This window comes from Micromonospora sp. FIMYZ51 (assembly GCF_038246755.1).
Taxonomy (GTDB): Bacteria; Actinomycetota; Actinomycetes; order Mycobacteriales; family Micromonosporaceae; genus Micromonospora.
This window is the reverse complement of sequence record NZ_CP134706.1, coordinates 1,489,888-1,514,925: the sequence shown is the minus strand read 5'-3', so window position 1 is coordinate 1,514,925 and position 25,038 is coordinate 1,489,888. Positions and strand designations below refer to the sequence as shown.

23 protein-coding genes and 3 tRNA genes are annotated in these 25,038 nt (G+C 72.3%); 8 read left to right on the top strand and 18 right to left on the bottom strand.

What is annotated here, in order from left to right; all coding sequences use genetic code 11:
• The first annotated feature begins 4 nt into the window (after positions 1–4).
• Positions 5–877 carry an NUDIX hydrolase gene (locus tag QQG74_RS07130; protein WP_341719500.1) on the top strand — a complete coding sequence of 291 codons (873 nt, stop codon included), beginning with the start codon at positions 5–7 and terminating at the stop codon, positions 875–877.
• 96 nt (positions 878–973) lie between these two features.
• Here the strand turns inward: QQG74_RS07130 and QQG74_RS07125 are convergent, their stop codons facing one another.
• The 4 genes from QQG74_RS07125 to leuC form a co-directional block, all read right to left on the bottom strand.
• Entirely contained in the window at positions 974–2,944 is a 1,971-nt protein-coding gene (locus tag QQG74_RS07125) for an endonuclease/exonuclease/phosphatase family protein (protein WP_341719499.1), read from the bottom strand.
• Between the two features lie 142 nt (positions 2,945–3,086).
• Complete coding sequence (locus tag QQG74_RS07120; RefSeq protein WP_341721158.1) at positions 3,087–3,764, bottom strand: HU family DNA-binding protein; 678 nt, start codon at positions 3,762–3,764, stop codon at positions 3,087–3,089.
• Positions 3,765–3,937: 173 nt separating this feature from the next.
• The gene (leuD, locus tag QQG74_RS07115; protein ID WP_341719498.1) at positions 3,938–4,525 is read right to left on the bottom strand and encodes a 3-isopropylmalate dehydratase small subunit; all 588 of its coding nucleotides are present in this window, start codon (positions 4,523–4,525) and stop codon (positions 3,938–3,940) included.
• Between the two features lie 16 nt (positions 4,526–4,541).
• Complete coding sequence (gene leuC / locus QQG74_RS07110; protein ID WP_341719497.1) at positions 4,542–5,987, bottom strand: 3-isopropylmalate dehydratase large subunit; 1,446 nt, start codon at positions 5,985–5,987, stop codon at positions 4,542–4,544.
• A 49-nt stretch (positions 5,988–6,036) separates the two neighbouring features.
• Here leuC and QQG74_RS07105 point away from each other — a divergent pair, with 49 nt between their 5' ends.
• Complete coding sequence (locus QQG74_RS07105) at positions 6,037–6,723, top strand: IclR family transcriptional regulator (protein WP_013284529.1); 687 nt, start codon at positions 6,037–6,039, stop codon at positions 6,721–6,723.
• 157 nt (positions 6,724–6,880) lie between these two features.
• Here the strand turns inward: QQG74_RS07105 and QQG74_RS07100 are convergent.
• From QQG74_RS07100 to QQG74_RS07085, 4 genes are all read right to left on the bottom strand, one after another.
• Positions 6,881–6,956, bottom strand: a tRNA-Glu gene (locus tag QQG74_RS07100).
• Between the two features lie 182 nt (positions 6,957–7,138).
• Positions 7,139–7,211 (bottom strand) — tRNA-Glu (locus QQG74_RS07095).
• Between the two features lie 139 nt (positions 7,212–7,350).
• Positions 7,351–7,422, bottom strand: a tRNA-Gln gene (locus QQG74_RS07090).
• Positions 7,423–7,518: 96 nt separating this feature from the next.
• Positions 7,519–8,322, bottom strand: coding sequence for a fumarylacetoacetate hydrolase family protein (locus QQG74_RS07085; RefSeq protein ID WP_341719496.1), 804 nt, complete (start codon positions 8,320–8,322; stop codon positions 7,519–7,521).
• 135 nt (positions 8,323–8,457) lie between these two features.
• Here QQG74_RS07085 and QQG74_RS07080 point away from each other — a divergent pair, with 135 nt between their 5' ends.
• Together QQG74_RS07080 and QQG74_RS07075 are read left to right on the top strand one after the other, a co-directional pair.
• Positions 8,458–9,789: a hypothetical protein gene (locus tag QQG74_RS07080; protein WP_341719495.1), complete on the top strand. Its 1,332-nt coding sequence runs from the start codon at positions 8,458–8,460 to the stop codon at positions 9,787–9,789.
• Between the two features lie 160 nt (positions 9,790–9,949).
• Positions 9,950–10,882, top strand: a complete 933-nt coding sequence (locus tag QQG74_RS07075) for a 3-methyladenine DNA glycosylase (RefSeq protein ID WP_341719494.1) — start codon at positions 9,950–9,952, stop codon at positions 10,880–10,882.
• An 81-nt stretch (positions 10,883–10,963) separates the two neighbouring features.
• On the opposite strand, the gene arfB is transcribed toward QQG74_RS07075, so the two are convergent.
• The 7 genes from arfB to QQG74_RS07040 all read right to left on the bottom strand — a co-directional run bounded on the left by arfB (position 10,964) and on the right by QQG74_RS07040 (position 16,520).
• A complete protein-coding gene (gene arfB, locus QQG74_RS07070) occupies positions 10,964–11,389 on the bottom strand; it encodes an alternative ribosome rescue aminoacyl-tRNA hydrolase ArfB (RefSeq protein ID WP_341719493.1) in 426 nt (141 codons plus the stop codon).
• Between the two features lie 9 nt (positions 11,390–11,398).
• On the bottom strand, positions 11,399–11,698 hold the full coding sequence (locus QQG74_RS07065; RefSeq protein ID WP_341719492.1) for a hypothetical protein: 300 nt from the start codon (positions 11,696–11,698) through the stop codon (positions 11,399–11,401).
• A gap of 109 nt (positions 11,699–11,807) precedes the next feature.
• Complete coding sequence (locus QQG74_RS07060) at positions 11,808–12,671, bottom strand: trypsin-like peptidase domain-containing protein (RefSeq protein WP_341719491.1); 864 nt, start codon at positions 12,669–12,671, stop codon at positions 11,808–11,810.
• A gap of 70 nt (positions 12,672–12,741) precedes the next feature.
• Entirely contained in the window at positions 12,742–13,701 is a 960-nt protein-coding gene (locus QQG74_RS07055) for a VWA domain-containing protein (RefSeq protein WP_341719490.1), read from the bottom strand.
• Positions 13,698–14,723, bottom strand: coding sequence for a DUF58 domain-containing protein (locus QQG74_RS07050; protein WP_341719489.1), 1,026 nt, complete (start codon positions 14,721–14,723; stop codon positions 13,698–13,700). Before QQG74_RS07050 ends, QQG74_RS07055 begins: the two co-directional genes overlap by 4 nt.
• On the bottom strand, positions 14,723–15,772 hold the full coding sequence (locus tag QQG74_RS07045; protein WP_341719488.1) for a MoxR family ATPase: 1,050 nt from the start codon (positions 15,770–15,772) through the stop codon (positions 14,723–14,725). Before QQG74_RS07045 ends, QQG74_RS07050 begins: the two co-directional genes overlap by 1 nt.
• A gap of 217 nt (positions 15,773–15,989) precedes the next feature.
• Positions 15,990–16,520: a hypothetical protein gene (locus QQG74_RS07040; RefSeq protein ID WP_341719487.1), complete on the bottom strand. Its 531-nt coding sequence runs from the start codon at positions 16,518–16,520 to the stop codon at positions 15,990–15,992.
• Positions 16,521–16,950: 430 nt separating this feature from the next.
• On the opposite strand from QQG74_RS07040, the gene QQG74_RS07035 reads away from it, so the two are divergent.
• The gene (locus QQG74_RS07035; protein WP_341721157.1) at positions 16,951–17,874 is read left to right on the top strand and encodes an endonuclease/exonuclease/phosphatase family protein; all 924 of its coding nucleotides are present in this window, start codon (positions 16,951–16,953) and stop codon (positions 17,872–17,874) included.
• A gap of 4 nt (positions 17,875–17,878) precedes the next feature.
• On the opposite strand, the gene cimA is transcribed toward QQG74_RS07035, so the two are convergent.
• On the bottom strand, positions 17,879–19,462 hold the full coding sequence (gene cimA / locus QQG74_RS07030) for a citramalate synthase (RefSeq protein WP_341719486.1): 1,584 nt from the start codon (positions 19,460–19,462) through the stop codon (positions 17,879–17,881).
• 377 nt (positions 19,463–19,839) lie between these two features.
• On the opposite strand from cimA, the gene QQG74_RS07025 reads away from it, so the two are divergent.
• The gene (locus QQG74_RS07025) at positions 19,840–20,223 is read left to right on the top strand and encodes a PRC-barrel domain-containing protein (protein WP_341721156.1); all 384 of its coding nucleotides are present in this window, start codon (positions 19,840–19,842) and stop codon (positions 20,221–20,223) included.
• Between the two features lie 195 nt (positions 20,224–20,418).
• A complete protein-coding gene (locus QQG74_RS07020) occupies positions 20,419–21,159 on the top strand; it encodes a tyrosine-protein phosphatase (protein ID WP_341719485.1) in 741 nt (246 codons plus the stop codon).
• 163 nt (positions 21,160–21,322) lie between these two features.
• Here QQG74_RS07020 and QQG74_RS07015 read toward each other — a convergent pair whose 3' ends face one another.
• Positions 21,323–22,420: a branched-chain amino acid aminotransferase gene (locus tag QQG74_RS07015; RefSeq protein ID WP_341719484.1), complete on the bottom strand. Its 1,098-nt coding sequence runs from the start codon at positions 22,418–22,420 to the stop codon at positions 21,323–21,325.
• Between the two features lie 194 nt (positions 22,421–22,614).
• Complete coding sequence (locus tag QQG74_RS07010) at positions 22,615–23,646, bottom strand: 3-isopropylmalate dehydrogenase (RefSeq protein WP_341719483.1); 1,032 nt, start codon at positions 23,644–23,646, stop codon at positions 22,615–22,617.
• Positions 23,647–23,864: 218 nt separating this feature from the next.
• Here QQG74_RS07010 and QQG74_RS07005 point away from each other — a divergent pair, with 218 nt between their 5' ends.
• Complete coding sequence (locus QQG74_RS07005) at positions 23,865–24,710, top strand: FAD:protein FMN transferase (protein ID WP_341721155.1); 846 nt, start codon at positions 23,865–23,867, stop codon at positions 24,708–24,710.
• Positions 24,711–25,038 lie beyond the last annotated feature (328 nt).

Here is a 25,038-nt window from a genome sequence, read left to right as displayed (position 1 = left end):
GCAGATGGTCGAAGCGATCCGGGCGGCCGGCGGCGTGGTGTGGCGGCCGATGCCGGACGGCGGCGTCCAGGTGTGCCTGGTGCACCGCCCCCGATACGGGGACTGGACGTTGCCGAAGGGCAAGCTGGAGCCGGGCGAACATCCACTGCTCGCCGCCGCACGAGAGGTCGCCGAGGAGGCCGACGCTCAGGCCGTGCCGCAGGTCCGGCTGCCCAGCGTGCGATACCGCAGCGAAGGTCGGCGCAAGACTGTCGACTACTGGTCCATGCGGGCGGTGGGCACCGGTGGCTTCCAGCCCGACACCGAAGTCGACGAGCTGCGCTGGCTGGACCTCGACGGCGCGATGGCCCTGGTCAGCTATTCGCACGACACCGAGGTGCTGGCGGCGTTCGCCGCGCTGCCGCCGGTCACCGCGACGATGATGCTGGTCCGGCACGGGCACGCCGGCAAGCGACTCACCTGGTCCGGCCCGGACGCGGGCCGGCCGCTGGACGCCCGTGGCTGGTCCGAGGCGTACGCCCTGGCGCCGCTTATCCAGCTGATCCGCCCGGTACGGCTGCTCTCCGCCTCGCCCCGGCGGTGCGTGCAGACCCTGGACCCGGCCGCCGCCACGCTGGACCTGCCGATCGAGGTGTGCGGCGACCTGGACGAGCCACTCGCCGGTCAGCAGCCCGACGAGTGCGCGCTGGCCGCCGCCGGCCTGATGGCCACACTGGCCGCAGCCGGTGAACCGGTGGCGGTGTGCAGTCAGGGCAAGGTGATTCCGGCGGCCCTGGAGCGACTCGCCGGCCACGACGGCGACTTCCGCACCGACAAGGGCGGCGGCTGGCTGCTCGCCTTCTCCGGCGACCGGCTGCTCGCCGCCGACCGCCTCTGAGCGGACCGCCGGGGCAGGGCGCCCGCCTTCCGGGTCACCGCGAGGTTGCGACCCGGGCCCGCCGGCAACGCACCGGCGCCCCGGTGCCGGCCTGTCTCAGCCGGTGGGCAGGGTGAGGGTGACGGCCACCGGTAGGTGGTCGCTGGCCGTGCTCGGCACCGCTACCGGGTCGCTCGCGGCCAGGTCCGGTGAGACGAAGATGTGGTCGATCTGCCCGCTCGGGTCGTCGGCCGGGCTGGTGGGCAGTGGGCGCGCCGCCGCGAGGGCGTCGCGCAGGCCGGCGCCGGTGAACGTGGTGAACGCCGGATCGCCCGGCTCGGTGTTGAAGTCACCGGCGACCACCAGCGGGGTGCCGTCGGCGTACCCGGTGGCGAACTCCGCGACGGCGCGGGCCTGGACCACCGGATCCGCGCCGGGCGGGGGTTGCAGGTGGGTGCTCACCACGGCCAGTCGTACGCCGTCGCTGAAGTCGACAGTGACGCCGAGGGCCTGCGCCCCGGTGGGTGCGCCCACGGCCGGCAGTGACCGGGTCCGGGCCCGCTGCACCGGCCAGTGGCTGAGCACCGCGTCGCCCCAGAGCGAGCCGGCGGCCGGTGCGAAGACGTAGGGCATCTGTAGCCGGGCGGCGAGCAGGTACAGGGTGTCGTGGCCGCCGTTGAGCAGCCAGCCCCGGTCGACCTCGCTGAGCACCACCACGTCGGCCCGGCCGATGGCGCGTTCCAGGGCGGTCAGGTCGAACCGCCCGTCCATGCCGAAGCCCATCCGGATGTTGTACGCCACCAGCCGTACCTGTGCCGGTGGGCCTTCCCGGTTGCTGGCCACCAGCCACGGCTCGTGCACCGCGGCGGCAGCGAAAGCCACCAGGGCGGCAAGTGCCGCCGCCGGTACCGCTCGCCACGCACCGGCGGCCGGGGCGTGCCGGGACGGCGCCGACGCCGGTGTCGGCCCGATCCGCAGCCGGCCACCGAGCGCGACGCCGCCGATCAGGACGGCCACCACGGCCGGCACCCAACCGTTGGGGTAGCCGATGTCGTAGGCGGCGTAGTAGAGCACCGCCGCGACGGCGAAGACGAGCATCCCGCCCACCGCCGCGTACGCCCGTCGCGCGCTCGTCCCGCCGGTGTCGGTGGCGGTCAGGGCGAGGCAGCCGCCCAGCCCCGCCGCGGTGAGCGCCATCGCGAGGGCGAGCAACGCCGGTGGTCCGTACCCGAACAGCAGTGCTCCCGCCAGCAACAGCACCGGCGGCAGCGGACGCCACCGGCGGGCGGGCGGGGTCAGCGCGCCGAACACGAACAGCGCCGCCGCGACGCCCAGCGGAGCCAGGGCGAACAGTGGCGGCGTGGCGGTGCCGGCGGAGCCGGCCCAGTACGACATCGCGGTACTGGCGACCGCCGGTGACAACGCGACCATGCCGGCGAAGAGCAGCGCCGGACCGGCGAGCAGCCAGGTCCGGCCGTTGGCCGGAGCGGGCGGCGAAGTTCGGCCGTCCGTGGGGGTCGGGGCGTCCGGGCCGGGTACGCCGGCCGCAGGCGCCGCATCGGTGCGGCGGGCGTCGGTCGCCGCCGCGACGAGCAGCAGCGCCACCAGCCCGACGCTTACCACCCAGGCTTCCCACCGCTCCCACCAGAGCAGGTCGTACGTGCCGAGTAGCGCGTGACCCAGCCCGCTGGCGGTCAATCCGAGCACCAGCCCCGGCAGTGCACGCGCCATCCGGGCCGCGCTGGCGGCCAGCCACACCAGCCCGGCGAGCAGACCGGCGCTGGCCAGCCAGAGTTGGGCCCGACCGCCGGGGGCGGCGGTCAGCGCCAACCGGGCGGTGCCCAGCAGCGCGGCCGACGCCAGCCCCACGGGTACGGCACCGACTCGCGCGACGAGCGCCGGTGCGGCGAACGCGAGCACGAACCAGCCGAGCGCGAACGCGCCGAGCAACTCGGCCGGTGTCGACGCGGCCTGCCCGAAGATGGTGATGACCGAGGGCAGGAAGACCCGGAGCACGTCCATGAGGACGACGAGGCCCAGTGCCAGGGTGGCGGTACCGAGGTGACGGTGACGCAGCACGGTGCTCATTTCGCCGAGGGATCGTGCGGCGATTCTGGGCGTCCGATCCCGCACCGGTCAACGGTCGGCTCCGCCGGAGGCCGGATCCGCGTACCGCGAACATGCTGAGGGCGCCCACCGATCTGGCGGGCGCCCTCGTCGTACGGCCGGCTCAGCGCCGGGTCGCTGCCTTTCTGGCCGGGGCTTTCTTCGCCGGGGCCTTCTTCGCCGTCGCGGTCTTCTTGGCCGCGGTGGCCTTGGTCGCCGCGGCGGTCTTCTTCGCCGGTGCGGCCTTCTTCGTGGCGGTCTTCTTGGCCGTGGTGGCCTTGGTGGTCTTGGTGGCGGTGGTCTTCTTGGCCGCGGTCGTCTTCTTGGCTGCCGCGGTCTTCGCCGTGGTCGTCTTCTTCGCGGCGGTCGCCTTGGCGCCGGTCGCCTTCGCACCGGTCGCCTTCGCACCGGTCGCCTTCGCACCGGTCGCCTTCGCACCGGTCGCCTTGGCACCGGTCGCCTTGGCACCGGTGGTCTTGGCGGTGGCCGCAGCGGCCTTCTTCGCCGCCGCCGTGGCCTTCGGCACCTTGCCGCTGGCCACCATCTCCTTGAACCCGGCGCCCGGACGGAAGGTCGGCACGGAGGTCTTCTTGACCTTCACCGCCTCGCCGGTGCGCGGGTTGCGCGCTGTTCGCGCCCCGCGTACGCGCTTCTCGAACGCTCCGAAACCGGTGATCGCCACCTTCTCGCCCTTGGTGACCGCCGCCTGGACCTCAGCGAGGACCGCGTCGAGCGCTGCCGTCGCCGTCTTCCGGTCCCCCAGGCGAACGGCGAGCGCCTCGATGAGCTCGGCCTTGTTCACTACTTCCTCCTGATTGTGCAACTGACTCGACGCGAGCCATTCTGCGCGCACCGTATGCCCTGTGCTGCCAGGACACAAACATTCTGTGGAAAAAAGCCCTTGTGTCGTAACGGATTCGCCCCCACCGGGTGGCACCGGTGGGGGCGAAATCGGCTGTGCGGTTGGGCGAACGGCTAGGCGACCCGGGGCAGGAAGGCCGGTCGAGTGGCCTCGAAGGAGGTGATCCGATCGGCGTGCCGGAGGGTGAGTCCAATGTCGTCCAAGCCCTCCATCAGCCGCCAACGGCTGAAGTCGTCGAGCGGGAACGACCAAACGGATTCGCCGGCACGCACCTGCCGGGCGGTCAGGTCAACGGTGATCGGGGTGGTCGGATCGGACTCGACCAGACCCCAGATCTGCTCGACGGATTTCAATTCCAGCTCGACCGGCAGGAGACCTTCCTTGAGGGCGTTGCCCCGGAAGATGTCACCAAAGCGAGGTGAGATCACGACCCGGAACCCGTAGTCGCGCAGCGCCCAGACGGCGTGCTCGCGGGACGAGCCGGTGCCGAACTCCGGACCGGCCACCAGAATCGAGGCGCCGGAATACGATTCATCGTTGAGCACGAATCCGGGGTCCTCGCGCCACGCGCTGAACAGCCCGTCGGCGAAGCCGGTTCGGGTCACCCGCTTGAGGTACACGGCCGGGATGATCTGGTCGGTGTCCACGTCGGACCGACGCAGCGGCACGGCGGTGCCGGTGTGCACGGTGAACTTGTCCATCTTCTCGCTAGCCCTTCTACAGGTCGGCGGGGGCGGCCAGCCGGCCGACCACAGCGGTGGCGGCGGCGACCGGCGGACTCACCAGATGGGTCCGCCCACCCCGGCCCTGGCGGCCCTCGAAGTTGCGGTTGGAGGTCGAGGCGGAGCGCTGCCCGGGGGAGAGCGTGTCCGGGTTCATGCCCAGACACATGGAGCAGCCGGCGAACCGCCACTCGGCACCGGCGTCGGTGAAAACCTTGTCCAGCCCCTCGGCCTCGGCGGCCTCGCGGACCGCGGCGGAACCGGGCACCACAAGCATGCGTACGCCGTCGGCGACCTGGTGGCCGCGCAGCACGTCGGCGGCGGCACGCAGGTCCTCCAGCCGGCCGTTGGTGCAGGAGCCGACGAAGACCACGTCCACCGAGAGGTCCCGCAGCGGCGTGCCCGGCCGCAGGTCCATGTACTCCAGCGCACGCCGGGCGGCAGCCCGTTCCGGCTCGGTGTCGAAGGTCTCCGGGTCCGGCACCGCCGCGCCGAGCGGCGCGCCCTGACCGGGGTTGGTGCCCCAGGTGACGAATGGCGCGATCTCGGCGGCGTCGAGGGTCACCTCGGCGTCGAACGTCGCCCCCTCGTCGGTGGGCAGAGTCCGCCAGTACGCGACCGCCGCGTCCCAGTCCGCGCCGGTCGGGGCGTTCGGCCGCCCCTTCAGGTACGCGAAGGTGGTCTCGTCCGGTGCGATCATGCCGGCCTTGGCGCCCCACTCGATGGACATGTTGGCGATGGTCATCCGGCCTTCCATGGACAGCGCCCGGATCGCCTCGCCGCGGTACTCCACGATGTGTCCGCGCCCGCCGCCGGTGCCGACCTTGGCGATCAGCGCGAGCACCAGGTCCTTCGCGGTGACGCCGGGGCCGAGCTGACCGTTGACGGTGACCGCCATCGTCTTCGGGCGGGCCTGCGGCAGCGTCTGGGTGGCCAGCACGTGCTCCACCTCACTGGTGCCGATGCCGAAGGCCAGCGCCCCGAACGCGCCGTGGGTGGCGGTGTGCGAGTCGCCGCAGACGATCGTCATGCCGGGCTGGGTGAGCCCGAGCTGCGGGCCGATGACGTGCACGATCCCCTGGTTCTCGTCGCCCAGCGGGTGCAGCTTCACGCCGAACTCGGCGCAGTTGCGGCGCAGCGTCTCGATCTGCGTACGCGAGGTGGGGTCGGCGATGGTGAGCAGGTCGCCGCGGCGCTGCTGGAACGAGGGATCGGCGTACCCGGTCGGGGTGTTGTGGTCCTCGGTCGCGAGCGTGAGGTCGGTGCGGCGCACCCGGCGGCCGGCCAGTCGCAGCCCGTCGAACGCCTGCGGGCTGGTCACCTCGTGCAGCAGGTGCAGGTCGATGAAGAGCAGATCCGGCTCACCATCGGCGGACCGGACGACGTGTGCGTCCCAGACCTTCTCGGCCAGGGTCCTCTTCTCAGGAGTGACTCCCACCATCTGGACATCCTAAATTCTGGGAGGTAAATTTCGGCTTGTGGGACACAGTATGAGCGGTGTCGGCGTTCTCGACAAGGCGGTGGTCATCCTGGCCGCCTGTGTCGACGGCGCCAGCCTGGCCGAACTCGTTGAACGCACCAAGCTGCCCCGGGCCACGGCGCACCGGCTGGCGCAGGCGCTGGAGATCCATCGGATGCTGGTCCGGGATACCCAGGGCCGTTGGCGTCCCGGTCCTCGCCTGGGTGAGCTGGCCAACGCGGCGCCGGACGTGCTGCTGACGGCGGCTGAGCCGCTGCTGGCCGCGCTACGGGACGCTACCGGCGAAAGCGCCCAGCTCTACCTGCGCCGAGCGGACGAACGGATCTGCGTGGCCGCCGCCGAACGCGCAAGTGGGCTGCGCGACACCGTTCCGGTGGGCTCGGTGCTGCCGATGACCGCCGGATCGGCGGCCCAGATCCTGCTCGCCTGGGAACCGCCCGAGGCGGTGATGCCGCTGCTCCCCCGGTCGAAGTTCACCGGCCGCACCCTGGCCGAGGTACGCCGCCGGGGCTGGGCACAGAGCGTCGCCGAACGCGAGGCCGGTGTGGCGAGTGTCTCCGCCCCGATCCGCGACCGCACCGGCCGGGTGATCGCCGCGATCAGCATCTCCGGCCCGATCGAGCGCCTCGGCCGCCGCCCCGGCGAACGCCACGCCATGGCCGTGGTCAGAGCCGGCCAACGCCTCTCCGGCCTCTGACCCCCGCCCACCCCACCCCCGGCACGCCGCCGTCCCGGGTTGATCGAGAAGTTCCGTCTCCCGGCGGGCCAGATCCGGACGCAAACTTCTTGGTCAACCCAGCCAAGGGTGGGTGTGGGATGGGAGAAGCCCGTCTCGGCGGAGACGGGCTTCGGTGTGGTAGCCCCGACCGGATTCGAACCGGCGCTACCGCCTTGAGAGGGCGGCGTCCTGGGCCGCTAGACGACGGGGCCAGAGACTTTCCTGTTCACCAGCCCTCGCGGGCGGTGCGGCAGTAGTCTAGCGGCGCAGTCGCCGGGGTGCCGCAGAGGGGGTCGGTGGCGGCGTTGCGCGAAACCAGGATCGGCCTCCGGCTCGGCGGATTGGCTGGACGACAAACGGCTCGTTCCGCCGAAGCAGAACGAGCCGAAATCTGTAGCCCCGACCGGATTCGAACCGGCGCTACCGCCTTGAGAGGGCGGCGTCCTGGGCCGCTAGACGACGGGGCCAGAACACAAACGCGACACCACCGGGTAGGTGGTGCCGCCGAACTCTACCAGACCTCCTGGTCGATCTCCCCGGGCGGGAACATCGACGCTGAACTCCACCAGAATCCAGCGACCTCGATTCTTGCGAATCTCGGCTGCGCTGGGGTACCAGGACTCGAACCTAGACTAACTGAACCAGAATCAGTCGGGCTGCCAATTACCCCATACCCCATTGGCCCCTTGCGGCGCCGGGATCAAACTCTACCCTCCCGGCACCGACAGGCCAAATCGACTTCCCCAAACCGCCCTTGAGCTGCGAAAACAGGGATCAGGTCGCAGACACGACCGGGTTGGTCAGGTCACCGATCCCCTCGATCCGGACGGTGACCGTATCCCCCGCGGTGAGCGGGCTAACCCCCGCTGGCGTACCGGTCAGCACGACATCGCCGGGCAACAGCGTCATCACGTGTGAGACGTACGACACCAGGGCCGGAGCGTCGAAGACCATGTCCCGGGTCCGGCCGAGCTGGCGCACCTCCATCTCCTCCGGGTCACGCCCCACCTCGCAGCGGATCTCCAGATCGCGGACGTCAAGCCCGGTGGTGATCCACGGCCCGATCGGACAGAACGAGTCGAATCCCTTGGCCCGGGTCCACTGGTTGTCGGAGCGCTGGAGGTCCCGAGCGGTGACGTCGTTGGCGCAGGTGTAGCCGAAGATGGCCCGCTCCGCCGCCGCCCGGTCGGCCCGGCGGGCGCCCGGCGCGCCGATCACCACCGCCAACTCGGCCTCGTGCTCGACCTGCTTGCTGAACTCGGGCAGCCGGATCGCGTCCCGGGGGCCGATGACCGAGGTGGAGGGCTTGAGGAAGAGCAGCGGTTCGGTCGGCACCTCGGCACCGTGCTCGGCGGCGTGCTCGGCGTAGTTGCGGCCGACGCAGACCACCTTGCTGGGCAGGATCGGCGAGAGCAACCGGACGTCGGAGAGCGCCCAACGGACCCCGCTGAACGTGATCTGACCGAACGGGTGGCCCGAGATCTCCGCGATGGTGAGCCCCTGCGGACCCGCCTCCGGCTCCCCCTCGACGACCCCGAACGACATTCCCTTGGCATGGGCGAAACGAGCGATACGCACGAGGCCAATCTAGTCCGACCTGGCGGACCGGGTGCGGCACCTTACCGGGTACGCCCACCGCCGGGGCCGGATTCTCCGCTTCGTACCCACCCGACGTGACCCCGCGCCTAGCGTCGGCTGCGGAGGTTCGTTCGTATGCCTGCATCGACACGACACCACAGGGCCCTCGCGGCGATCGTGCACTGCGTCGGCTTCCTCACCGCCCTACCGGTGCTGCCGGCGGCCACCGCCCCGGACGCCCCGATGGTCGGACGGCCACAGGTGGCCGCGACGGCGGAGCCGGATCCCACCGCGCCGGAGCCCGATCCCAGCCTGCTGACGCCGGATCCCGCCCTGCCCGCAGCGCCGCCGGCCGTGCCCACCCCGACACGACTCGCCTCACCGGCTCCCGCCCCCAAGGTCAGCGTGGCGGTGGCGCCGAAGAACAGCACCGAGCCCGGGTACCGCATCGAGGTCCGCAACGCCGGAAACGCGCCGGTGAGCACCACCGTGCGCCAGGAACTGCCCCGGGGCGTCTCGGCCACCTCGATCAGCGACGGCGGCCGGGAGGTACGCCCGGGCGGGGCCACCGCGACCGCGGTGACCTGGCAGTTGAGGTTGCCGCCGCGGAGCACCACCACGCTGGGCACCACGCTGCGCACCGCTGCGGCGCAGCAACCGCTCACCGCTCCGGCCTGCGCGTTCGCCGGGGACGGCAGGCAGCCGTACGACTGCGCGAGCGCCACCTGGACGAGCCCGCAGGCCGCGACCAACGAGTCGCAGCAGCCGTCGGGTTGGCGGGGCCAGGTGCCCGCGCTGCTGATCGGCGCGGTGGCGGCGCTGATGCTGGCCATCGTGGGGTTCGTCACCTGGCGGCGCAATCGGCGGCCGGTCGCCGCCGCACTCGCCTCGGACGGGCCGGGGAGGGTCTATCCGCGTCCGGCCACGCCCCGCCCGCCGGCTAGCCGGCGTACCCCGCCGATCTGGCTGATCGTGCCGGTGGCCGCGACGGTGCTGATAGCCACGATCGGCATCGCCGCCTGGACCGCCACCCGGCGGGTCACCGCGATCGACACCGACAGCCAACCCACAAACGGCGCGTGGAAGGGCACCGGAGTCAGCGGCAGGCTCGGCGTCCCGCTGCGCGAGGACGCGTTCGAGTTCACCGTCTACCGGATGATCTGCGAGCCCGGCCAGCAGCTACGCCAGTGCCAGGCCACCGTCGGCGTCCGCAACGTCACACCGGAGCACCAGAGTTGGCACGGCAAGCTGCAACGGGCGTACCTGCCGAACGGCAACTGGGTCACCACCGACGAACCGGCCACCCGACGGGCGAACCAGGGCCGGGACGTCTTCGCCGAGCCGATGGCGGCGGGCAGCCGGATGGTGCTGCCGCTGGTCTTCACGGTCGACGGGCGGGCGGCCCCCGAGCGGCTGGAACTGCGCAGTGGGGTCTTCTCCGCAGGTGTGCGAGTGGACATGCCCTGAGCCAGCCGCCGCGACCGGCTCGGGCCGCTGAGGCATCTGCCGGTGACCGGCGGGCGGGCGGACCTGCCGGTGACCGGCGGGCCGGCGGACCTGCCGGTGACCGGCGGGCCGGCGGACCTGCCGGTGACCGGCGGGCGGGCGGTGGTCGTACCCTTGGGCCGTGCGGGGGCAGGCAGGCGGCGCGGCGCCGAGCGTGGGTGCGCCGAAGGTGATCCCGGCGACGAGCTGGCTTCCCGTGCTGGCCGCGCACGAGGAGCGCGCCGACGCGCTCACCGCGGCCCACCGTGCCCGTAGGGCCACCCGGGAACGGCACGCCATCGACGACTTCCTCTACGACTATTACGGCACGCGGCCGTCCGTGCTGCGCCGCTGGCACCCCGGCGTGGGGGTCGCCCTGGCCCCGGGCCCGGACGGTCCCGCACCGCACCGGCAGTGGCGGTGGTACGCCACGGACGCCGACGGCGTGGTCAGCCTCGACGCGGCGGCCTTCCTCGCCGACCGGGCCGACTCGGTGCGCTTCATCCACCGGCTGCTGTCCTCGATCGCGTCGCGCCCCGCCTTCACCGGCTGTTTCGGCCTGCACGAGTGGGCGATGGTGTACCGCCAACGTGAGCACCGGCATCCGCTCCCGCTGCGACTGGGGCAGCCCGGCACCGACGCGGTGGTCGAGGCGCACCAGATCCGGTGTACGCACTTCGACGCGTTCCGGTTCTTCACCCCCGAGGCGGTCGGCCTGAACCGCCTGCAACCGACCCGGGCCAGCCAGGTCGACCTCGACCAGCCGGGCTGCCTGCACGCCGCGATGGACTGCCACAAGTGGGCCGGCAAGCTCGGCCCCGCAGTCCCGGGTGACCTGGCGCTCGACTGCTTCGAGTTGGCCCGGGACATCCGGCTGCTCGACATGCAGGCGTCGCCGTACGACCTGTCCGCGTACGGGCAACCGGCGGTGGCCATCGAGACGCCGGAGGGCAAGGCCGAGTACGTGGCTCGGCAACGCGAGTTCGCGCACCGGGCCGGCCGGCTACGCACCAGGTTGATCGGGATCTGCGCGGCGTTGCTCGCGGCAGCGGAGCCGTCGCCGACGGTGGGGTGAGCCGCTCGCGACGTACGCCGGCAGGCACCGCCCCGGCCCGGCCCGCCGGCCGAGGTCACCCAGGCGAAGAGGGGCCGACCGTTACTCGCCGTCCACCCGTCGGTCGCGCTTGCGCTGGGACCGGCGCTTCTTGTCGGCCAGCCGGCGCTCCTTGGCCCCTCGGGACGGGCGGGTCGGGCGACGTGGCGGCGGTGGTGGGGCGACCGCCTCCCGCAGCAGCGCGACCAGTCGCTCCCGGGCCGCCTCCCGGTTGGCCAACTGCGCCCGGTGCTCGCTCGCGGCGATGGTAAGCACCCCGTTGACCAGCCGGCCGGAGAGCCGCTCCAGCGCCCGGGCCCGCAGCGACTCCGGCAGGCTCGCCGAACCGGCCAGGTCGAAGCTCAACTCGACCCGGGAGTCGGCGGTGTTGACTCCCTGCCCGCCCGGGCCGGACGACCGGGAGAAGCGTTCCCGTAACTCGGCGGCAGGGACGACCCACCGGTCGGTCACCCGCAGTCCGTCGTCCACGCCCTGAGGTTAGCGTGCCGGCCGATCATCCTCAGCGGTGCTGGGGCTGGGCGCCGAGGGGGCGGGCCGCTCCTCCTCGCCACCGGCGGCGGCGTAGGCGACCGCCCCGAGCAGCAGCAGGGCGATCACGCCGACCTTCGTGGTGACCACCTTGATCAGCAGCCACGCGGCGCGACGCGCGCCGGGCACTGTCTTTTTCGCGGCCTGGTAGTCGGTCCAGCCCCGCCGAGCGCGGGCGTACGACGACCCGACGCCGCTTCCGATGATGAGGCCCACCAGCAGGAGGACCGCAATGAGAGGACGCTCCACCCACGCCAGTATCCATACTCAGCGTAATATTTCCATGGGCCGATCACCCCTCGCAAAAATCCGACACTTGCCCCGATCTCCCCGTAATCGGACAGCTACTCTGCGTACATCAGCCGCCCTTTCCGATGATCGTGTCGGCGGTCTGCTGCACCTGCTCGATCGGGATGGCGAAACCGATGCCGATCGAGCCGTTGCCGTCGATTGTGGCTATCGCGGTGTTCACGCCGACCACCTCGCCCCGCGCGTTTACCAACGGACCGCCGGAGTTGCCCGGATTGATCGACGCGTCGGTCTGCACGGCGCGGTGCCGGTTGTCGCCGAGGCGCACCTGACGGTCCAGCGCGCTGACGATGCCGGCGGTGACCGTCCCGGACAGTCCCAGCGGCGACCCGACGGCCAGCACCGGCTCGCCGACCCGGGTGGCTCCCGGCTTGGCCAGCGGCAGCGGCGCCAGGCCCGCCGAGGCGGGCACCTTGAGCACGGCGAGATCGCTGCCCGGCTCACGGCCGACCACCTCCGCGTCGAACCGCCGGCCGTCCGGCAGCTCCACGGTCACCGGGCCGCCACGCCCCTTGGCCAGAATATGGTCGTTTGTGATGATGTGCTGCTCGGCGTCCACCGCGAAACCGGAACCGCTCGCCGACGCCCCCCGGGCCCCGCCCACCAGCACCGACACCACGCCGGGCACGGTCTTCTCGGCGGCGGTGACCAACTCGGCCGGCACCGGCGCGGCCGAGGCGGCGGCCGGCCCCGGCACACCGTCCCGGCTGGCCACCCAGCCACCGGCCACCGCCCCCGAACCGGTGGAGAGCGCCACCACCGCCAGCCCCGCCAACAGCCGCCGTCGCCAGCCCCATGCCGCCAGCTCGCCCGTCCCGGCGGCACCGTCCGGCCGTCCCCGCCCGTCCGGGTCGAGGTCCGGCGAGACGAACCAGGGTCCCCGCGGCTCGCCCAGTCCGGTCTGCACTGCCATACGTACGCTCCTCCCGTGTGCGCTCGGCGGTCTGCCGGCCGCCAGCCGGCGGCGCTGCGCCGGCATCAGGTCAGGGCAGGCGGGAGAACCACCTGATCGAGCCGAACGCCGCGCCCATCGCGAACACCAGCCCGAGCCCGATGAACCGGGCCGAGACGTCCTGCCGCACCTTTCGCCAACCCACCGAGCTGCCGATGTCGTCGTAGACCGCGCGCAGCTCGTCGCTCGTACCGGCCTGGTGGAAGCCGCCTCCGGTCTCCTCGGCGACCGCCTGCAAGGTCTCCCCGTCGACCGGTACCTGGATCGGCCGGCCGCCCCGGTCGACGAAGCCGCCGGGCGTACCGAAGGAGATGGTGTGCACCGGCACCTCGGCGGCGACCGCCTCGGCGGCGGCCTCCATGGGGTCCATGCCCGAGGTGTTCGCCCCGTCGGAGAGCAGGATGATCCGGGCCGGCGGCGGCTGGGTGGCGGCCTGGTCGTCCAACGCCTTGACCGCGCCCAACGAGGTGCTGATCGCCTCGCCGATCGCGGTGCCCTGGACGCCGGTCACCCCCTCGGCGAGGCGTCCGATTCCCTCGTCCAGTGCCTCCCGGTCGGTGCCCGGCGGCACCAGCACCGCCGCGCTGCCGGCGAAGGCCACCAGCCCGACGTTGAACTCCCGGGGCAGCCCGTCGACGAACCGCCGGGCGGCGCTCTTGGCCGCGCTCAGCCGGTCCGGTTCGACGTCGGTGGCGAGCATCGAGGTGGAGACGTCCACGGCCACCATCACGGTGGCCCGCTCCCGGGGTACCCGGACCTCGGCGGTGGGCCGGGCAAAGCCGACCACCAGCAGCGCCAGCATGGCCAGAAAGAGGCCGGCCGGTAGGTGCCGACGCCAGGTCGGCCGCCGGGGTGCCACCCGGTCGAGCAGTCGCAGGTTGGTGAACCGGACGGCGTAGCGGCTGCGGCGCCGCTGCGCCACGACATAGACCGAGGCCAGCGCGGCCACGCCGAGCAGCAGCCAGAGCCGGTCGGGCGACTGCCAGTTCATGCGCCCCCTCCCGGTGCGGCACCGGCCGGAGCCAGGGCCAGTCGACGCTGGGCGTGCACGTGCCGCACGATGTCGGCCGCCCAATCCCGGTCGGTGCGCAGCGCGAGATGGGTCGCGCCGGCCCGACGCAACGCGTGCCGGACCTGCTCGCGCTGGGCGGCGGCGGCTGCCGCGTACCGCTCGCGGAGCCGGCGGTCCCCGGTCCAGACCTCCCGGTGCTCGCCGGTCTCCGGGTCGGCGAGGGTGATCAGCCCGACGTCCGGCAGTTCCAGCTCACGCGGGTCGGTGATCTCCACGGCGAGCACCTGGTGCCGCACGGTCAGCCGGCGCAGCGGCCGTTCCCAGGCGGCCGGCGCGACCGGGTCGTCGGGCAGTCCGTCGAGGAAGTCCGAGACCACCACCACCAGGCCGCGGCGGTGGGCGACCCGGCGCACCGCGGCCAGCGCCTCGGCCAGTTCGGCCGGTCCGGCCGTCTCGGCCGGACCGGACACCGACGCGAGGTCCCGCTCGCGGTCAGCCACCCGGGGCGCGGCGAGCAACCCGCGCAGCAACCCGATCAGATGCGTACGCCCACTCCGGGGCGGCACCCGGTGCAGCCCGTACGGGGTGAGCACCTGCGCGCCGAGGCGGTTGCCCGGGCCGGCGGTGAGGAAGCCGATGGTGGCGACCGCCGCCACCGCCAGTTCCCGCTTGTCCAGCTCGGCGGTGCCGTACTCCATGCTGGCGCTGGCGTCGACAAGCAGCCAGGTGGTCAACTCCCGGTCGGCGTCCACCTCCCGCACGTGCGGCACGGTGGTGCGGGCCGTCACCGACCAGTCCATCCGGCGTACCTCGTCCTCGCCCGGCCGGTACTCCCGACTGCCCGCCGGTTCGCTGCCCGGCCCCGGCAGCAGGCCGCGCCGCTCGCCGTGCAGCAGTCCGTCGAGCCGCCGGGTGACGGTGAGTTCCAGCCGACGCAGTCGCTGATCCGGGGTGAGGTCGGTCAGCCCCGGCTCCGCCGCCGGTGTGGGGCGGCGTCCCATCACGCGGTCGCCAGATCGGTCGCGTACTCCGGCTGCCCGGCCGCCACCCGGGGCGGCGGCACCCGTTCGACCAGCCGGTGCACCACCGACTCGGCGGTCACCCCGTCGGCCACCGCGTCAAAGGAGAGCACCAGACGGTGGGCCAGCACGTCCACGGCCAGCTCCCGGACATCGTCGGGCAGCACGTACTCCCGGCCGCGCAGCAGCGCCTGGGCCCGGGCGGCGGCGACCAGCCCGAGGGTGGCGCGCGGACTGGCACCGTAGGCGAGCAGCGGGGCGATTTCCGGCAGCCCGAACCGGCCCGGGTCGCGGGTGGCGAGGATCAGCCGGACCACGTACTCGGCGATGGCGTGGTGGACGAAGACCTGGGTGGCGCGGACCTGGAGGTCGCGCAACCGATCCGGGTCGAGCACCCGGTGTGCCCTCGGGCGTTCGGCGCTCATCCGGTAGAGGATGGCCAGTTCGTCGGCGCCGTCGGGATAGTCGACGACGATCTTCATGAGGAAGCGGTCCCGCTGTGCCTCGGGCAGCTGGTAGACCCCCTCCGACTCGATCGGATTCTGGGTGGCCAGCACGAGGAACGGCTCCGGCACCGGGTAGCTGCGCCCGCCGATGGAGACCTGGCGCTCGGCCATGGCCTCCAGCAGCGCCGACTGCACCTTGGCGGGGGCCCGGTTGATCTCGTCCGCGAGCACCAGGTTCGCCATGATCGGGCCGAGTTCGACGTCGAAGTTCTCCTTCGACGCCCGGTAGATGCGGGTACCGACGATGTCCGAGGGGACGAGGTCGGGCGTGAACTGGACCCGGGAGAAGGTGCCGCCGACCACCGTCGCGAGGGTCTGCGCGGCCAGGGTCTTGGCTACCCCGGGCACACCCTCCAGCAGGCAGTGGCCATCGGCGATCAGGGCGGTGAGCAGGCGTTCGACGAGCCGGTCCTGCCCGACGATCACGCGCTTGACCTCGTAGAGCGTCTGGTCCAAATCGGCCGCGGTCGGGTCGGGATCGGCCGGGCCGGCCAGGCTGGCCATGGTGTCCGAGATGTCCGTCACGGTGCTTGCTTCCCGGCCATGCGACCCGACAAACGTCGGACTTGCCGGGCCACCGGCACCGTTAGCCGCCGAGCCGGGCCGTCCGGCACTCTTACCGGCCGAGCCGCGCCCTCCGGCACCCTTACCCGCCGAGTCAGGCCGTCCGGCACCCTCGGCGGGACAAGCCGGACAGCGGTACCGGCCACCCGGGCGGGCGGCCGGTACCCGGTGTCGCTCGTCAGCTGAAGACCGCCAGGTGGAACGGGCGGTCCGCGGGCCTACCGGACGAGTTGCGCGTCTGGATGTAGACCGCGTTCGGCGTGTTCAGGCGCGGGGCGACCGAGATCTCACCGGCCGGCGGAATGCAGCACTGGAAGTTCGTGCCGATGGTGGCCACGTAGGCGCTGCGGGTCATGTCCCGGTTGAACAGCACCTGGTACTGCCCGGGGCCGTACTTGGTGGCCGAGACCGCGTCGAGGCCCCGGATGAGGTTGCCGCCGGACCCCACCACGGCGAAGGAGGTGGATCCGATGATCGCCTCGGTGCCGACGGACCCCTTGAGCGCCGCCCTGGCCTGCCGGGCCTCCTCGGGCGTCACCTGCGGCTGACCGCCGGAGACACCCGCGCGGGCGTCCGCCTGGGCGGAATCGACGGGGGCTTTGGCGGCGGTGGGCGGCTGGGCGGCAGCGGCGATGCCGCCACCAGCGAGTGCCAGCGCCAGCGCGCTTGCCGCCACCGCCACCGATCTGCGTGAGAAGAGCTTGGCCATGACAGGTTCTCCCTTGGTTGACCGGGGTGATCCGACCGACCCACTTTCAGCGAATCGGAAATCTACAGCGATAATGATCCGGAGTAATTTGACGGCTCCGCTCCAAGAATGGCCGACCGGGCGCATGACATTGAACAGACAAGATCATAAGCCGGCCTGACCAGGCAGTACGTCCTCTGTGCTCTGACATCACAACCATGTGGAAAATAGCACCGAAAAAACAACTCAGTCAACGCCCGGTCACCACATTTCGCAATCCGCACAAGGGGCCGACAGAATTGTGAAACGCGAGTGTGGGACTATTCGCAAACGAGCGGCGCGGGTTCGATAATCTGAACCCGTGAGCACGCGTACCGGCACCGCGCCGAGCCGACCGACGCCGGCAACCGGAGGACAGCGTCGCCGTACCGCACTCTGTTGGGCCGCCGTGATGCCCGCCGCCACCTGGCTCGCCGTCCGGCTCCTCGGCATCGAACGCGGGCCGTTGGTGCAGTTGGTCGCCTTCACCCCGTACGTCCTGATCGGGTCCCTCGGCCCGCTGGTGCTCGCCCTCGCGCTGCGGCGCCGGTGGCCGGCGAGCGTCGCGGCGGTGACCACCGTGGCGCTGCTCGCGGTGGTGGCACCCCGGGCCCTGCCCACGCCGCAGCCGCCGGCCGACGGGCCGACGCTGCGGCTGCTCACCGCGAACCTGCTGGTCGGTTCCGCTGATCCGCAGACCCTTGTCGACCTGGTTCGCACCGAGCGGGTGGACGTGCTCGTGGTGCAGGAGTTCACCCCGGCGGCCGCCGCCGGACTGGACCGGCTCGGCCTCGACCGGTTGCTGCCGTACCGGCAGCTCAACCCGATGGAGGGCAGTCCCGGCTCCGGGCTCTACGCCCGGCACCCGATCAGCGACGGCGGCATCCGCCAGCTACGCGCCGCATGGGGCTTCACCCAGGCGTACGCCACGGTGGCGGTGCCCGGCGCGCCCCCGGTCCGCGTCGAGTCGGCCCATCCGGCGGCCCCGTACGCGCTGGACCAGGTCGGCGCGTGGCGCGCCGACCTGGCGGCACAACCGGCGGCCACCCCGGACGGGGCGCTGAGCATCCTCGCCGGGGACTTCAACGCCACGCTCGACCACGCACCGCTGCGGGACCTGATCGACACCGGCTACACCGACGCCGCCGCCTCGGTCGGGGCGGGGCTGGCCGGCACCTGGGGCCCGTACGACGGGGCCCTGATCCCGCCCGTGACGATCGACCACGTGCTTGTCGACCGCCGCATCGCGGTACGCGACGTGGCGGTGCGTCCGCTACCCGGCAGCGACCACCGGATGGTCCTCGCCGAGCTGACACTGCCGGCCGCAGCCGGCTAACCCGCTACACCCGGGCCCGGTCCACCCCGTAGGTGAGCGCGTCGACGAGGGCGTGCCAGCTCGCCTCGACCACGTTGGGGTGCACGCCCACGGTGGTCCAGCCGCCGCCCCGGCCGTCGGCCGTCTCGACCAGCACCCGGGTCACCGCGCCGGTGCCGTGGCTGCCCTCCAGGATGCGCACCTTGTAGTCGGCCAGCTCGAAGTCGCGCAGTTCCGGGTAGTGCCGGCCGAGGCCGACCCGCAGCGCCTCGTCCAGCGCGTTGACCGGGCCGTTCCCCTCCGCCGTGGCGATCACCCGCTCGCCGCGTACCCGGATCTTCACCGTCGCCTCGGAGACCACCGCACCGTCCTCGCGGTGCTCGACCTGCACCCGGTACGACTCCAGGGCGAACGGCCGCGCCGGGGCGGCACCCGGCAACTCGGAGCGGACCAGCAGCTCGAACGAGGCGTCCGCGGCCTCGAACGACCAGCCGCCGGCCTCCAACTCCTTGACCCGGTTGGTGACCCGGGACAGCGCCTCCGGATGGCCGGCCAGATCCAGCCCCAACTCACGACTCTTGAGTTCGATGCTGGCCCGGCCGGCCATCTCGGTGACCAGGATCCGCATGTCGTTGCCCACCACCTCGGGTTCGATGTGGTTGTAGAGCAGCGGATCCACCTTGATCGCACTCGCGTGCAGCCCGGCCTTGTGGGCGAAGGCAGCGGCCCCGGCGTACGCCTGGTGGGTGTCGGGGGCGATGTTGGCGATCTCGGCGATGGCGTGGGAGACCCGCACCATCTGTTCGAGGCAGCCCTCCGGTAGGACGGGCATCCCGAGCTTGAGCTGAAGGTTGGCCACCACGGCGAAGAGGTCGGCGTTGCCGGGCCGTTCGCCGTACCCGTTGGCAGTGCCCTGCACGTGCCGGACACCGGCCTCGACGGCGGCGATGGTGTTGGCCACCGCGCACGCGGTGTCGTTCTGGGCGTGCATGCCGAGCATCTCCGGCGCGACGCCGATCCGGTCGGTGAGGTCGGCGATGGCGGCGGTCACCCAGGAGGGCAGCATGCCGCCGTTGGTGTCGCAGAGCACGAACCGCTCGGCGCCCGCGGCGAGCGCGGTCTCCACCACCGACGCGGTGTACGCCGGGTCGTAGCGGTAGCCGTCGAAGGTGTGCTCACCATCGACGAAGACCCGCCGTCCCTCGGCCACCAGGTGGGTCACCGTGTCGTGGATCATCGCCAGGTTCTCCTTGGCGGTGGTGCGCAGCGCCCGCTCGACGTGCCGCAGGTCGGCCTTGGCGACCAGGGCGATCGCCGGGGTCTGCGCGTCGAGCAGACCGCGTACCTGCGGATCGTCGGCGGCGACGGCGCCGGCCCGGCGGGTGGCACCGAAGGCGACAAGCACCGCGTGCTGGAGATCGAGTTCGGTACGCGCCCGACGGAAGAACTCGGTGTCCTTCGGCACCGCGCCCGGCCACCCGCCCTCGATGAAGCCGACGCCGAACTCATCCAGCAGCCGCGCCACCGCGAGCTTGTCGACCACCGAGTAGCTGAGCCCCTCGCGCTGGGCACCGTCGCGCAGGGTCGTGTCGTAGACCTGGAACGTCATGGAGATCCCTTCGTCAGGCACCGGCCAGCGCAACAAAAAGACCCCCCGCGGCTGCGGGAGGTCTGCGCGCTCGGCGGAGGGAAGGCCGGCGCGCTAGTTGCCAATAATGCGGGCGGTGCTTGTCACGTTCTGCACTCTGCCACCTCACGGGGGGTTCTGGGAGGCGGAATCCACATGTCGGGACGACACCCGCGCGTGGTCGGACCGGGTGTGTAGGACCCGCCGGGCGGGGTAGGAGTTTTCGGGACAAGGAAGCACGTTCCTCCGAGACGACTCACGCAGTCGAGGCAGGAGAGATTCCCATGGACAAGCTCAACCAGAACACCACGCAGGCCACGCCCGACCCGGCCCTTCGCGGCGTCGACCAGGGGGTTGTCATGGGCGGCGCGCCCACCGGCAACTTCGACCCCTGGAGCTACCGGGACGAGGCCGGCGTCGCCGGCAGCACCCTGATCGGCTACAAGGTCGAGGCCACCGACGGCTCGATCGGCAAGATCGACAGTGACAGCAACGAGGTCAACGGCAGCTACCTGGTGGTCGACACCGGCCCTTGGATCTTCGGCAAGAAGGTCATGCTGCCGGCCGGCACCGTGAACCACGTGGACCACGAGGAGCAGAAGGTCTACGTGGACCGCAACAAGGACCAGATCAAGGCCGCGCCGGAGTACGACGAGACGGCCGCCGACCCCGCGTACCGCGACAAGCTGGGCGGTTACTACTCCGACACGTACGCCGCCACCCCGCCCGGCAACCTGCGGTGACCTGAATCTCCGCCACCTGCTCCGGCGGGACAGCCCGACAGCTTCCCCGCGCTGGAGCGACTTTCGGCGGCGGAGCCCGACAGCTTCCCGCCAGCTTTCGGCGGGGCAGCCCGACGCTTCCGCGATGGAGCAGCTTTCGGCGGGAGAGCGCGACGGCCGGTGGGGCACCGCCCCACCGGCCGCTACCGTGTCAGGGTGGACGCCACCGAGGTAACCCGCAGGATCCCGTTCGCCACGACCTTCAACTTCCGCGATGTCGGCGGCTACCGCAGCCGGGACGGCCGCACCGTCCGCACCGGCCGCCTCTACCGCTCCGACTCGCTGCACCGCATCAACGACGCCGACCGGGACGTCTTCACGTCGCTCGGCGTACGGACCGTCATCGACCTGCGCCGCCCGACCGAGGTCGAGCGGGACGGCCGGGTCCCCGACTTCGACGGGCTGAGCTACCGGCACATCCACCCCGAGCACGCGGACTGGAGCCAGCAGCCGTACCAGTCGGGCGGTGACCTCGCCCGCTACCTCGCCGACCGGTACGCCGACCTGGCCCGTACCGGCACCGCCGGGCTGGCCCAGGCGATCGGCCTGATCGCGGACAGCGCCAACGCACCGGTGGTGGTGCACTGCGTCGCGGGCAAGGACCGTACCGGCATCGTCTGCGGCCTGACGCTCTCCGCGCTCGGCGTCGAGGACGCGGACATCGCGGCGGACTACGCGCTGACCGCCGAGGCATCGCAGCGCTTCAGCGCCTGGGTCACCGCCACCTTCCCGGACGCCCCGGAGGTGCCGCCACCCTTCCTCGCCTCGCCGGCGGAGACGATGCTGCTCTTCCTGGCGGAGATCCGCGAGGGGCACGGCTCCGTCGAGGGCTACCTCCGGCACGCCGGGGTCACCGACGGCCAGCTCGCCGCGCTCCGCACCCACCTGCTCGACTAGCGCCGCTGACGAAGCCCCGGCCGAGCCAGCCGAGCCGAGCCGAGCTCAGGCGAGCCGAGCTCAGGCGAGCCGAGCTCAGGCGAGCCGAGCTCAGGCGAGCCGAGGCGTTAATAGGGGGCCCCTTCTCTACCTCAGACGTTAAGAAGGGGCCCTTCCTTACACCTCAGAAGATGCGGTGCACCCAGTTGTGGGGGTCGGCGGCCTTGCCGCGCTGGAGGTCGATCAGCTGCTGGCGCAGGGCCATGGTGATCGTGCCGGGCTCGCCGCCGGCCACGGCGAACTCACCGTCGGGGAAGCGCACCCCGCCGATCGGGGTGATCACCGCGGCGGTGCCGCAGGCGAAGACCTCGCGGAGCCGACCGCTGGCGGCGTCGGCCTGCCACTCGGCGAAGCTCACCGGCCGCTCCTGCACCTGGTGCCCGGTCGCCTCGGCCAAGGCGATCACCGACTCCCGGGTGATGCCGGGCAGGATGGTGCCGGTCAGCGGCGGGGTGGCGATCGAGCCGTCGTCGTAGACGAAGAAGATGTTCATCCCGCCCAGCTCGTCGACGTAGCTGCGCTCCACCGCGTCCAGGAAGACCACCTGGTCGCAGCCGTGCTCGATGGCCTGGGCCTGGGCGGCCAGCGAGGCGGCGTAGTTGCCGCCGCACTTGGCCGCACCGGTGCCGCCCGGCGCGGCCCGGGTGTAGTCGGGCGAGACCCAGACCGTGACCGGCTTGACCCCGCCGGCGAAGTACGCGCCCACCGGTGAGGCGATCACCGCGTAGAGGTACTCGTTCGCCGGTCGGACGCCGAGGAAGACCTCGCTGGCGAACATGAACGGCCGCAGGTAGAGGCTGCCGTCCTCGCCGTCGGGGATCCACTCGCGGTCGATCTCGATCAGCCGGCGCAGCGAGTCGACGAAGGTCTCCTCCGGCAGCTCCGGCATCGCCATCCGGGCGGCGGAGGTGTTGAAGCGGGCCGCGTTGGCGTACGGGCGGAACATGGTCACCCCGCCGTCGGCGGCGCGGTACGCCTTCATCCCCTCGAAGATCTCCTGCGCATAGTGCAGCACGGCACTGGCCGGATCCATCGGGATCGGCGCACGAGCCTCGACCCGGGCGTCGTACCAGCCCTTGCCCTCGGCGTAGCGGATAGTGACCATGTGGTCGGTGAAGACCCGACCGAACCCGGGGTTGGCCAGCAGGGCGGCCCGGTCGGTGGCGGATACCGGCGCGGGATTCGGACGGATCTCGAAGTCGATCTTGTCACCACCGCTCATCGCGCTGACCTCCCTGAGGGACCACGGCATGCGCGCAGCCGCACACCGGAAACGTATGTGCCAGAAAACTTACCCCGAACGGTCGTTCAGCGGGTAGGTCGACCGGTCGGTAGGAAGACGACGGCCGGTAGCCGGCGGAGCAGGCCACCGACGGCGGCGGCCCGCCACTCGAAGCTCACCGGCGGCGCGTCGGCTCAGCCGGCTACCTGCGCCGCGATCCGGTCGCCTACCTCGGCGGTACGCAGAGTCGCCGCCGGGCCGCGGGCGGCCAGCTCCGCGCTGACCGCGGCGGTGATCCGGGCCGCGGCGTCGGCGTGCCCGAGCTGGTCGAGCAGCAGCGCGCCGGAGAGGATGGCGGCGACCGGGTCGGCCACCCCGCGACCGGCGATGTCCGGCGCGGAGCCGTGCACCGGCTCGAACATCGACGGGTACGCCCCGTCGGGGTTGATGCTGCCGCTGGCGGCCAGCCCGATCCCGCCGGTCACCGCGGCGGCGATGTCGGTCAGGATGTCGCCGAAGAGGTTGTCGGTGACCACCACGTCGTAGCGCTGGGGCTGGGTCACCAGGAACATCGCGGCGGCGTCGACGTGCTGGTACTCGGTGGCCACGTCGGGGTGCTCGGCGGCTACCGCCTCGAAGGTGCGGGCCCACAGCGAGCCGGCGTGGGTGAGCACGTTGGTCTTGTGCACCAGGGTCACCTTGCGCCGCTCGCGCCGCTTGGCGCGGGCGAAGGCGTCCCGGACCACCCGCTGGACTCCGTGCCGGGTGTTCAGGCTCTCCTCGGTGGCGATCTCGGCGGGGGTGCCCCGGTGCAGCGCACCGCCGGCCCCCGCGTAGAGCCCCTCGGTGCCCTCCCGGACGACCACCAGGTCGACCTCGCCCGACTTGACGGTGGCCAGCGGGCTGGACACGCCCGGCCAGAGCCGCGACGGCCGGAGGTTGACGTACTGGTCGAAGGCGAAGCGCAGCTTCAGCAGCAGGCCCCGCTCCAGCACACCGGGCGGGACGGTCGGGTCGCCGACGGCACCGAGCAGGATGGCGTCGTGCCCGGCCAGCTCGGTCAGCACGGAGTCGGGCAGCACCTCGCCGGTGCGGTGGTAACGTGCCGCACCGAGGTCGTACTCGGTGGCCTCGACCCCGGGCAGCACCGCGTCAATGACCTTGCGGGCCTCCGCGACCACCTCAGGTCCGATCCCGTCCCCGGCCACCACCGCGATCCGTGCCACGTCGTCAGCTCCTTCGCTCGTGTGGCTCGACGGTACGCTGCCGTCCCGCGTCCCGGTACGAATGTTCCACTTTTCGGGAAGCGGAACGCACAGCAGAATCCCAGCACGCATTCATGCAGCGGTCATCTGCGCTGCCTAGCGTGATCCTCGACGGGCCGGCTGGCCCGGGGGGCGACCACCACGACGGCGTGGCGGAACGTCGAGGGAGGGACGAGGCGATGTGGACCGACGAGCAGCCACGAACCCGTTGGGTGGATCCGGCCGCCTTCCGCTACCGTCGGCCCGACCTGCGGCTGGGCACCCGTGACCGGCGCCCGGACCGGTCCGGCCTGGTAGCCGGGGACCGGATCGCCGTCCGGCACACCGTACGCACCTCGACCGCGGAGTACACCCTGCTACTGAACGCGCCGGAGTGGGTCGGCCGGCGGGGCACTGGCGAGGCACTGCGCGACGCGGTGGCCGAACTGCGGGCGATCGACCTCACCTACGGCCCGAACCGCCCGGACAGTCTGGTGTCCCGGCTGCGCCGGGGCGAGATCAGCCCGGAGTCGTACCCGCCGCTGGCGGACCTGGTGGACCGGTGCGCCGCGATGCGGGCGGCCACCGACGGCTGGTTCGACGCCTGGGCCGTGCCCGGTGGGTTCGACCCCGGCGGCCTGCTCGGCGGCTGGGCCGTCGAGCGAGCGGCGGCCCGGTTGCGCGCCGCGGGCATCCACGACTACGCCGTGCTCACCGGCGCCGACCTGACGGTACGCGGCCACGCGGCGCACGGTGGCCCGTGGCGGGTCGCGGTACACCATCCGACCGACCGCCGACGCGCGCCACTGGTATTGGAGCTGACCAGCGGCGCGATCGGCACCTCCGGGGTCACCGGCCGGCAGGGCCACGTGGTGGACCCGCACACCGGCGCACCGGCCGACCAACTCGTCGCCGCCACCGTGATCGGCCCGGATCTGGCGGTGGCCGACGCCTACGCCACCGCCCTCTACGCCGCCGGCCCGGCCGGACTGGACTGGTTCGGCCCCGGATCCGAGTACCGGGTGCTGCTCGCCGCCCGCCGCTGAGGCCGACACACCCCACCCACCGGCGCACCGACGGCATCGGCGCTCGCTGCCGGACGGCAGCAGAGACCGGACGGCAGCAGAAATGTGCACGGGTGTCGCGGACGACGATCGACTGCGGCCGAGTGCAGCGATCGGCCCCCACGGTCGCGGCAACGACCGTGGGGGCCGGTCGGCGACGAGTGCGCGTGGCTCGCGCAATCGAGGGGTGCGGGACTGGTCGGCCGGTGCGTCAACCTCGCCACCCGAAGACGGGCCGGCGCCACGGGCGCGGCCAGCAACCGCCTGCGTACGCTATCGAATTGACGCGATTTACGGCAAGGGGTCCACA

Excerpts from the sequence above, each read along its gene's own strand:
- QQG74_RS07130 (WP_341719500.1), top strand. The coding sequence starts at position 5 with ATGGTCGAAGCGATCCGGGCGGCCGGCGGCGTGGTGTGGCGGCCGATG.
- QQG74_RS07125 (WP_341719499.1), bottom strand. The coding sequence starts at position 2,944 with ATGAGCACCGTGCTGCGTCACCGTCACCTCGGTACCGCCACCCTGGCA.
- leuD (WP_341719498.1), bottom strand. The coding sequence starts at position 4,525 with ATGGACAAGTTCACCGTGCACACCGGCACCGCCGTGCCGCTGCGTCGG.
- leuC (WP_341719497.1), bottom strand. The coding sequence starts at position 5,987 with ATGGTGGGAGTCACTCCTGAGAAGAGGACCCTGGCCGAGAAGGTCTGG.
- QQG74_RS07105 (WP_013284529.1), top strand. The coding sequence starts at position 6,037 with ATGAGCGGTGTCGGCGTTCTCGACAAGGCGGTGGTCATCCTGGCCGCC.
- QQG74_RS07080 (WP_341719495.1), top strand. The coding sequence starts at position 8,458 with ATGCCTGCATCGACACGACACCACAGGGCCCTCGCGGCGATCGTGCAC.
- QQG74_RS07060 (WP_341719491.1), bottom strand. The coding sequence starts at position 12,671 with ATGGCAGTGCAGACCGGACTGGGCGAGCCGCGGGGACCCTGGTTCGTC.
- QQG74_RS07055 (WP_341719490.1), bottom strand. The coding sequence starts at position 13,701 with ATGAACTGGCAGTCGCCCGACCGGCTCTGGCTGCTGCTCGGCGTGGCC.
- QQG74_RS07050 (WP_341719489.1), bottom strand. The coding sequence starts at position 14,723 with ATGGGACGCCGCCCCACACCGGCGGCGGAGCCGGGGCTGACCGACCTC.
- QQG74_RS07040 (WP_341719487.1), bottom strand. The coding sequence starts at position 16,520 with ATGGCCAAGCTCTTCTCACGCAGATCGGTGGCGGTGGCGGCAAGCGCG.
- QQG74_RS07035 (WP_341721157.1), top strand. The coding sequence starts at position 16,951 with ATGCCCGCCGCCACCTGGCTCGCCGTCCGGCTCCTCGGCATCGAACGC.
- cimA (WP_341719486.1), bottom strand. The coding sequence starts at position 19,462 with ATGACGTTCCAGGTCTACGACACGACCCTGCGCGACGGTGCCCAGCGC.
- QQG74_RS07025 (WP_341721156.1), top strand. The coding sequence starts at position 19,840 with ATGGGCGGCGCGCCCACCGGCAACTTCGACCCCTGGAGCTACCGGGAC.
- QQG74_RS07015 (WP_341719484.1), bottom strand. The coding sequence starts at position 22,420 with ATGAGCGGTGGTGACAAGATCGACTTCGAGATCCGTCCGAATCCCGCG.
- QQG74_RS07005 (WP_341721155.1), top strand. The coding sequence starts at position 23,865 with ATGTGGACCGACGAGCAGCCACGAACCCGTTGGGTGGATCCGGCCGCC.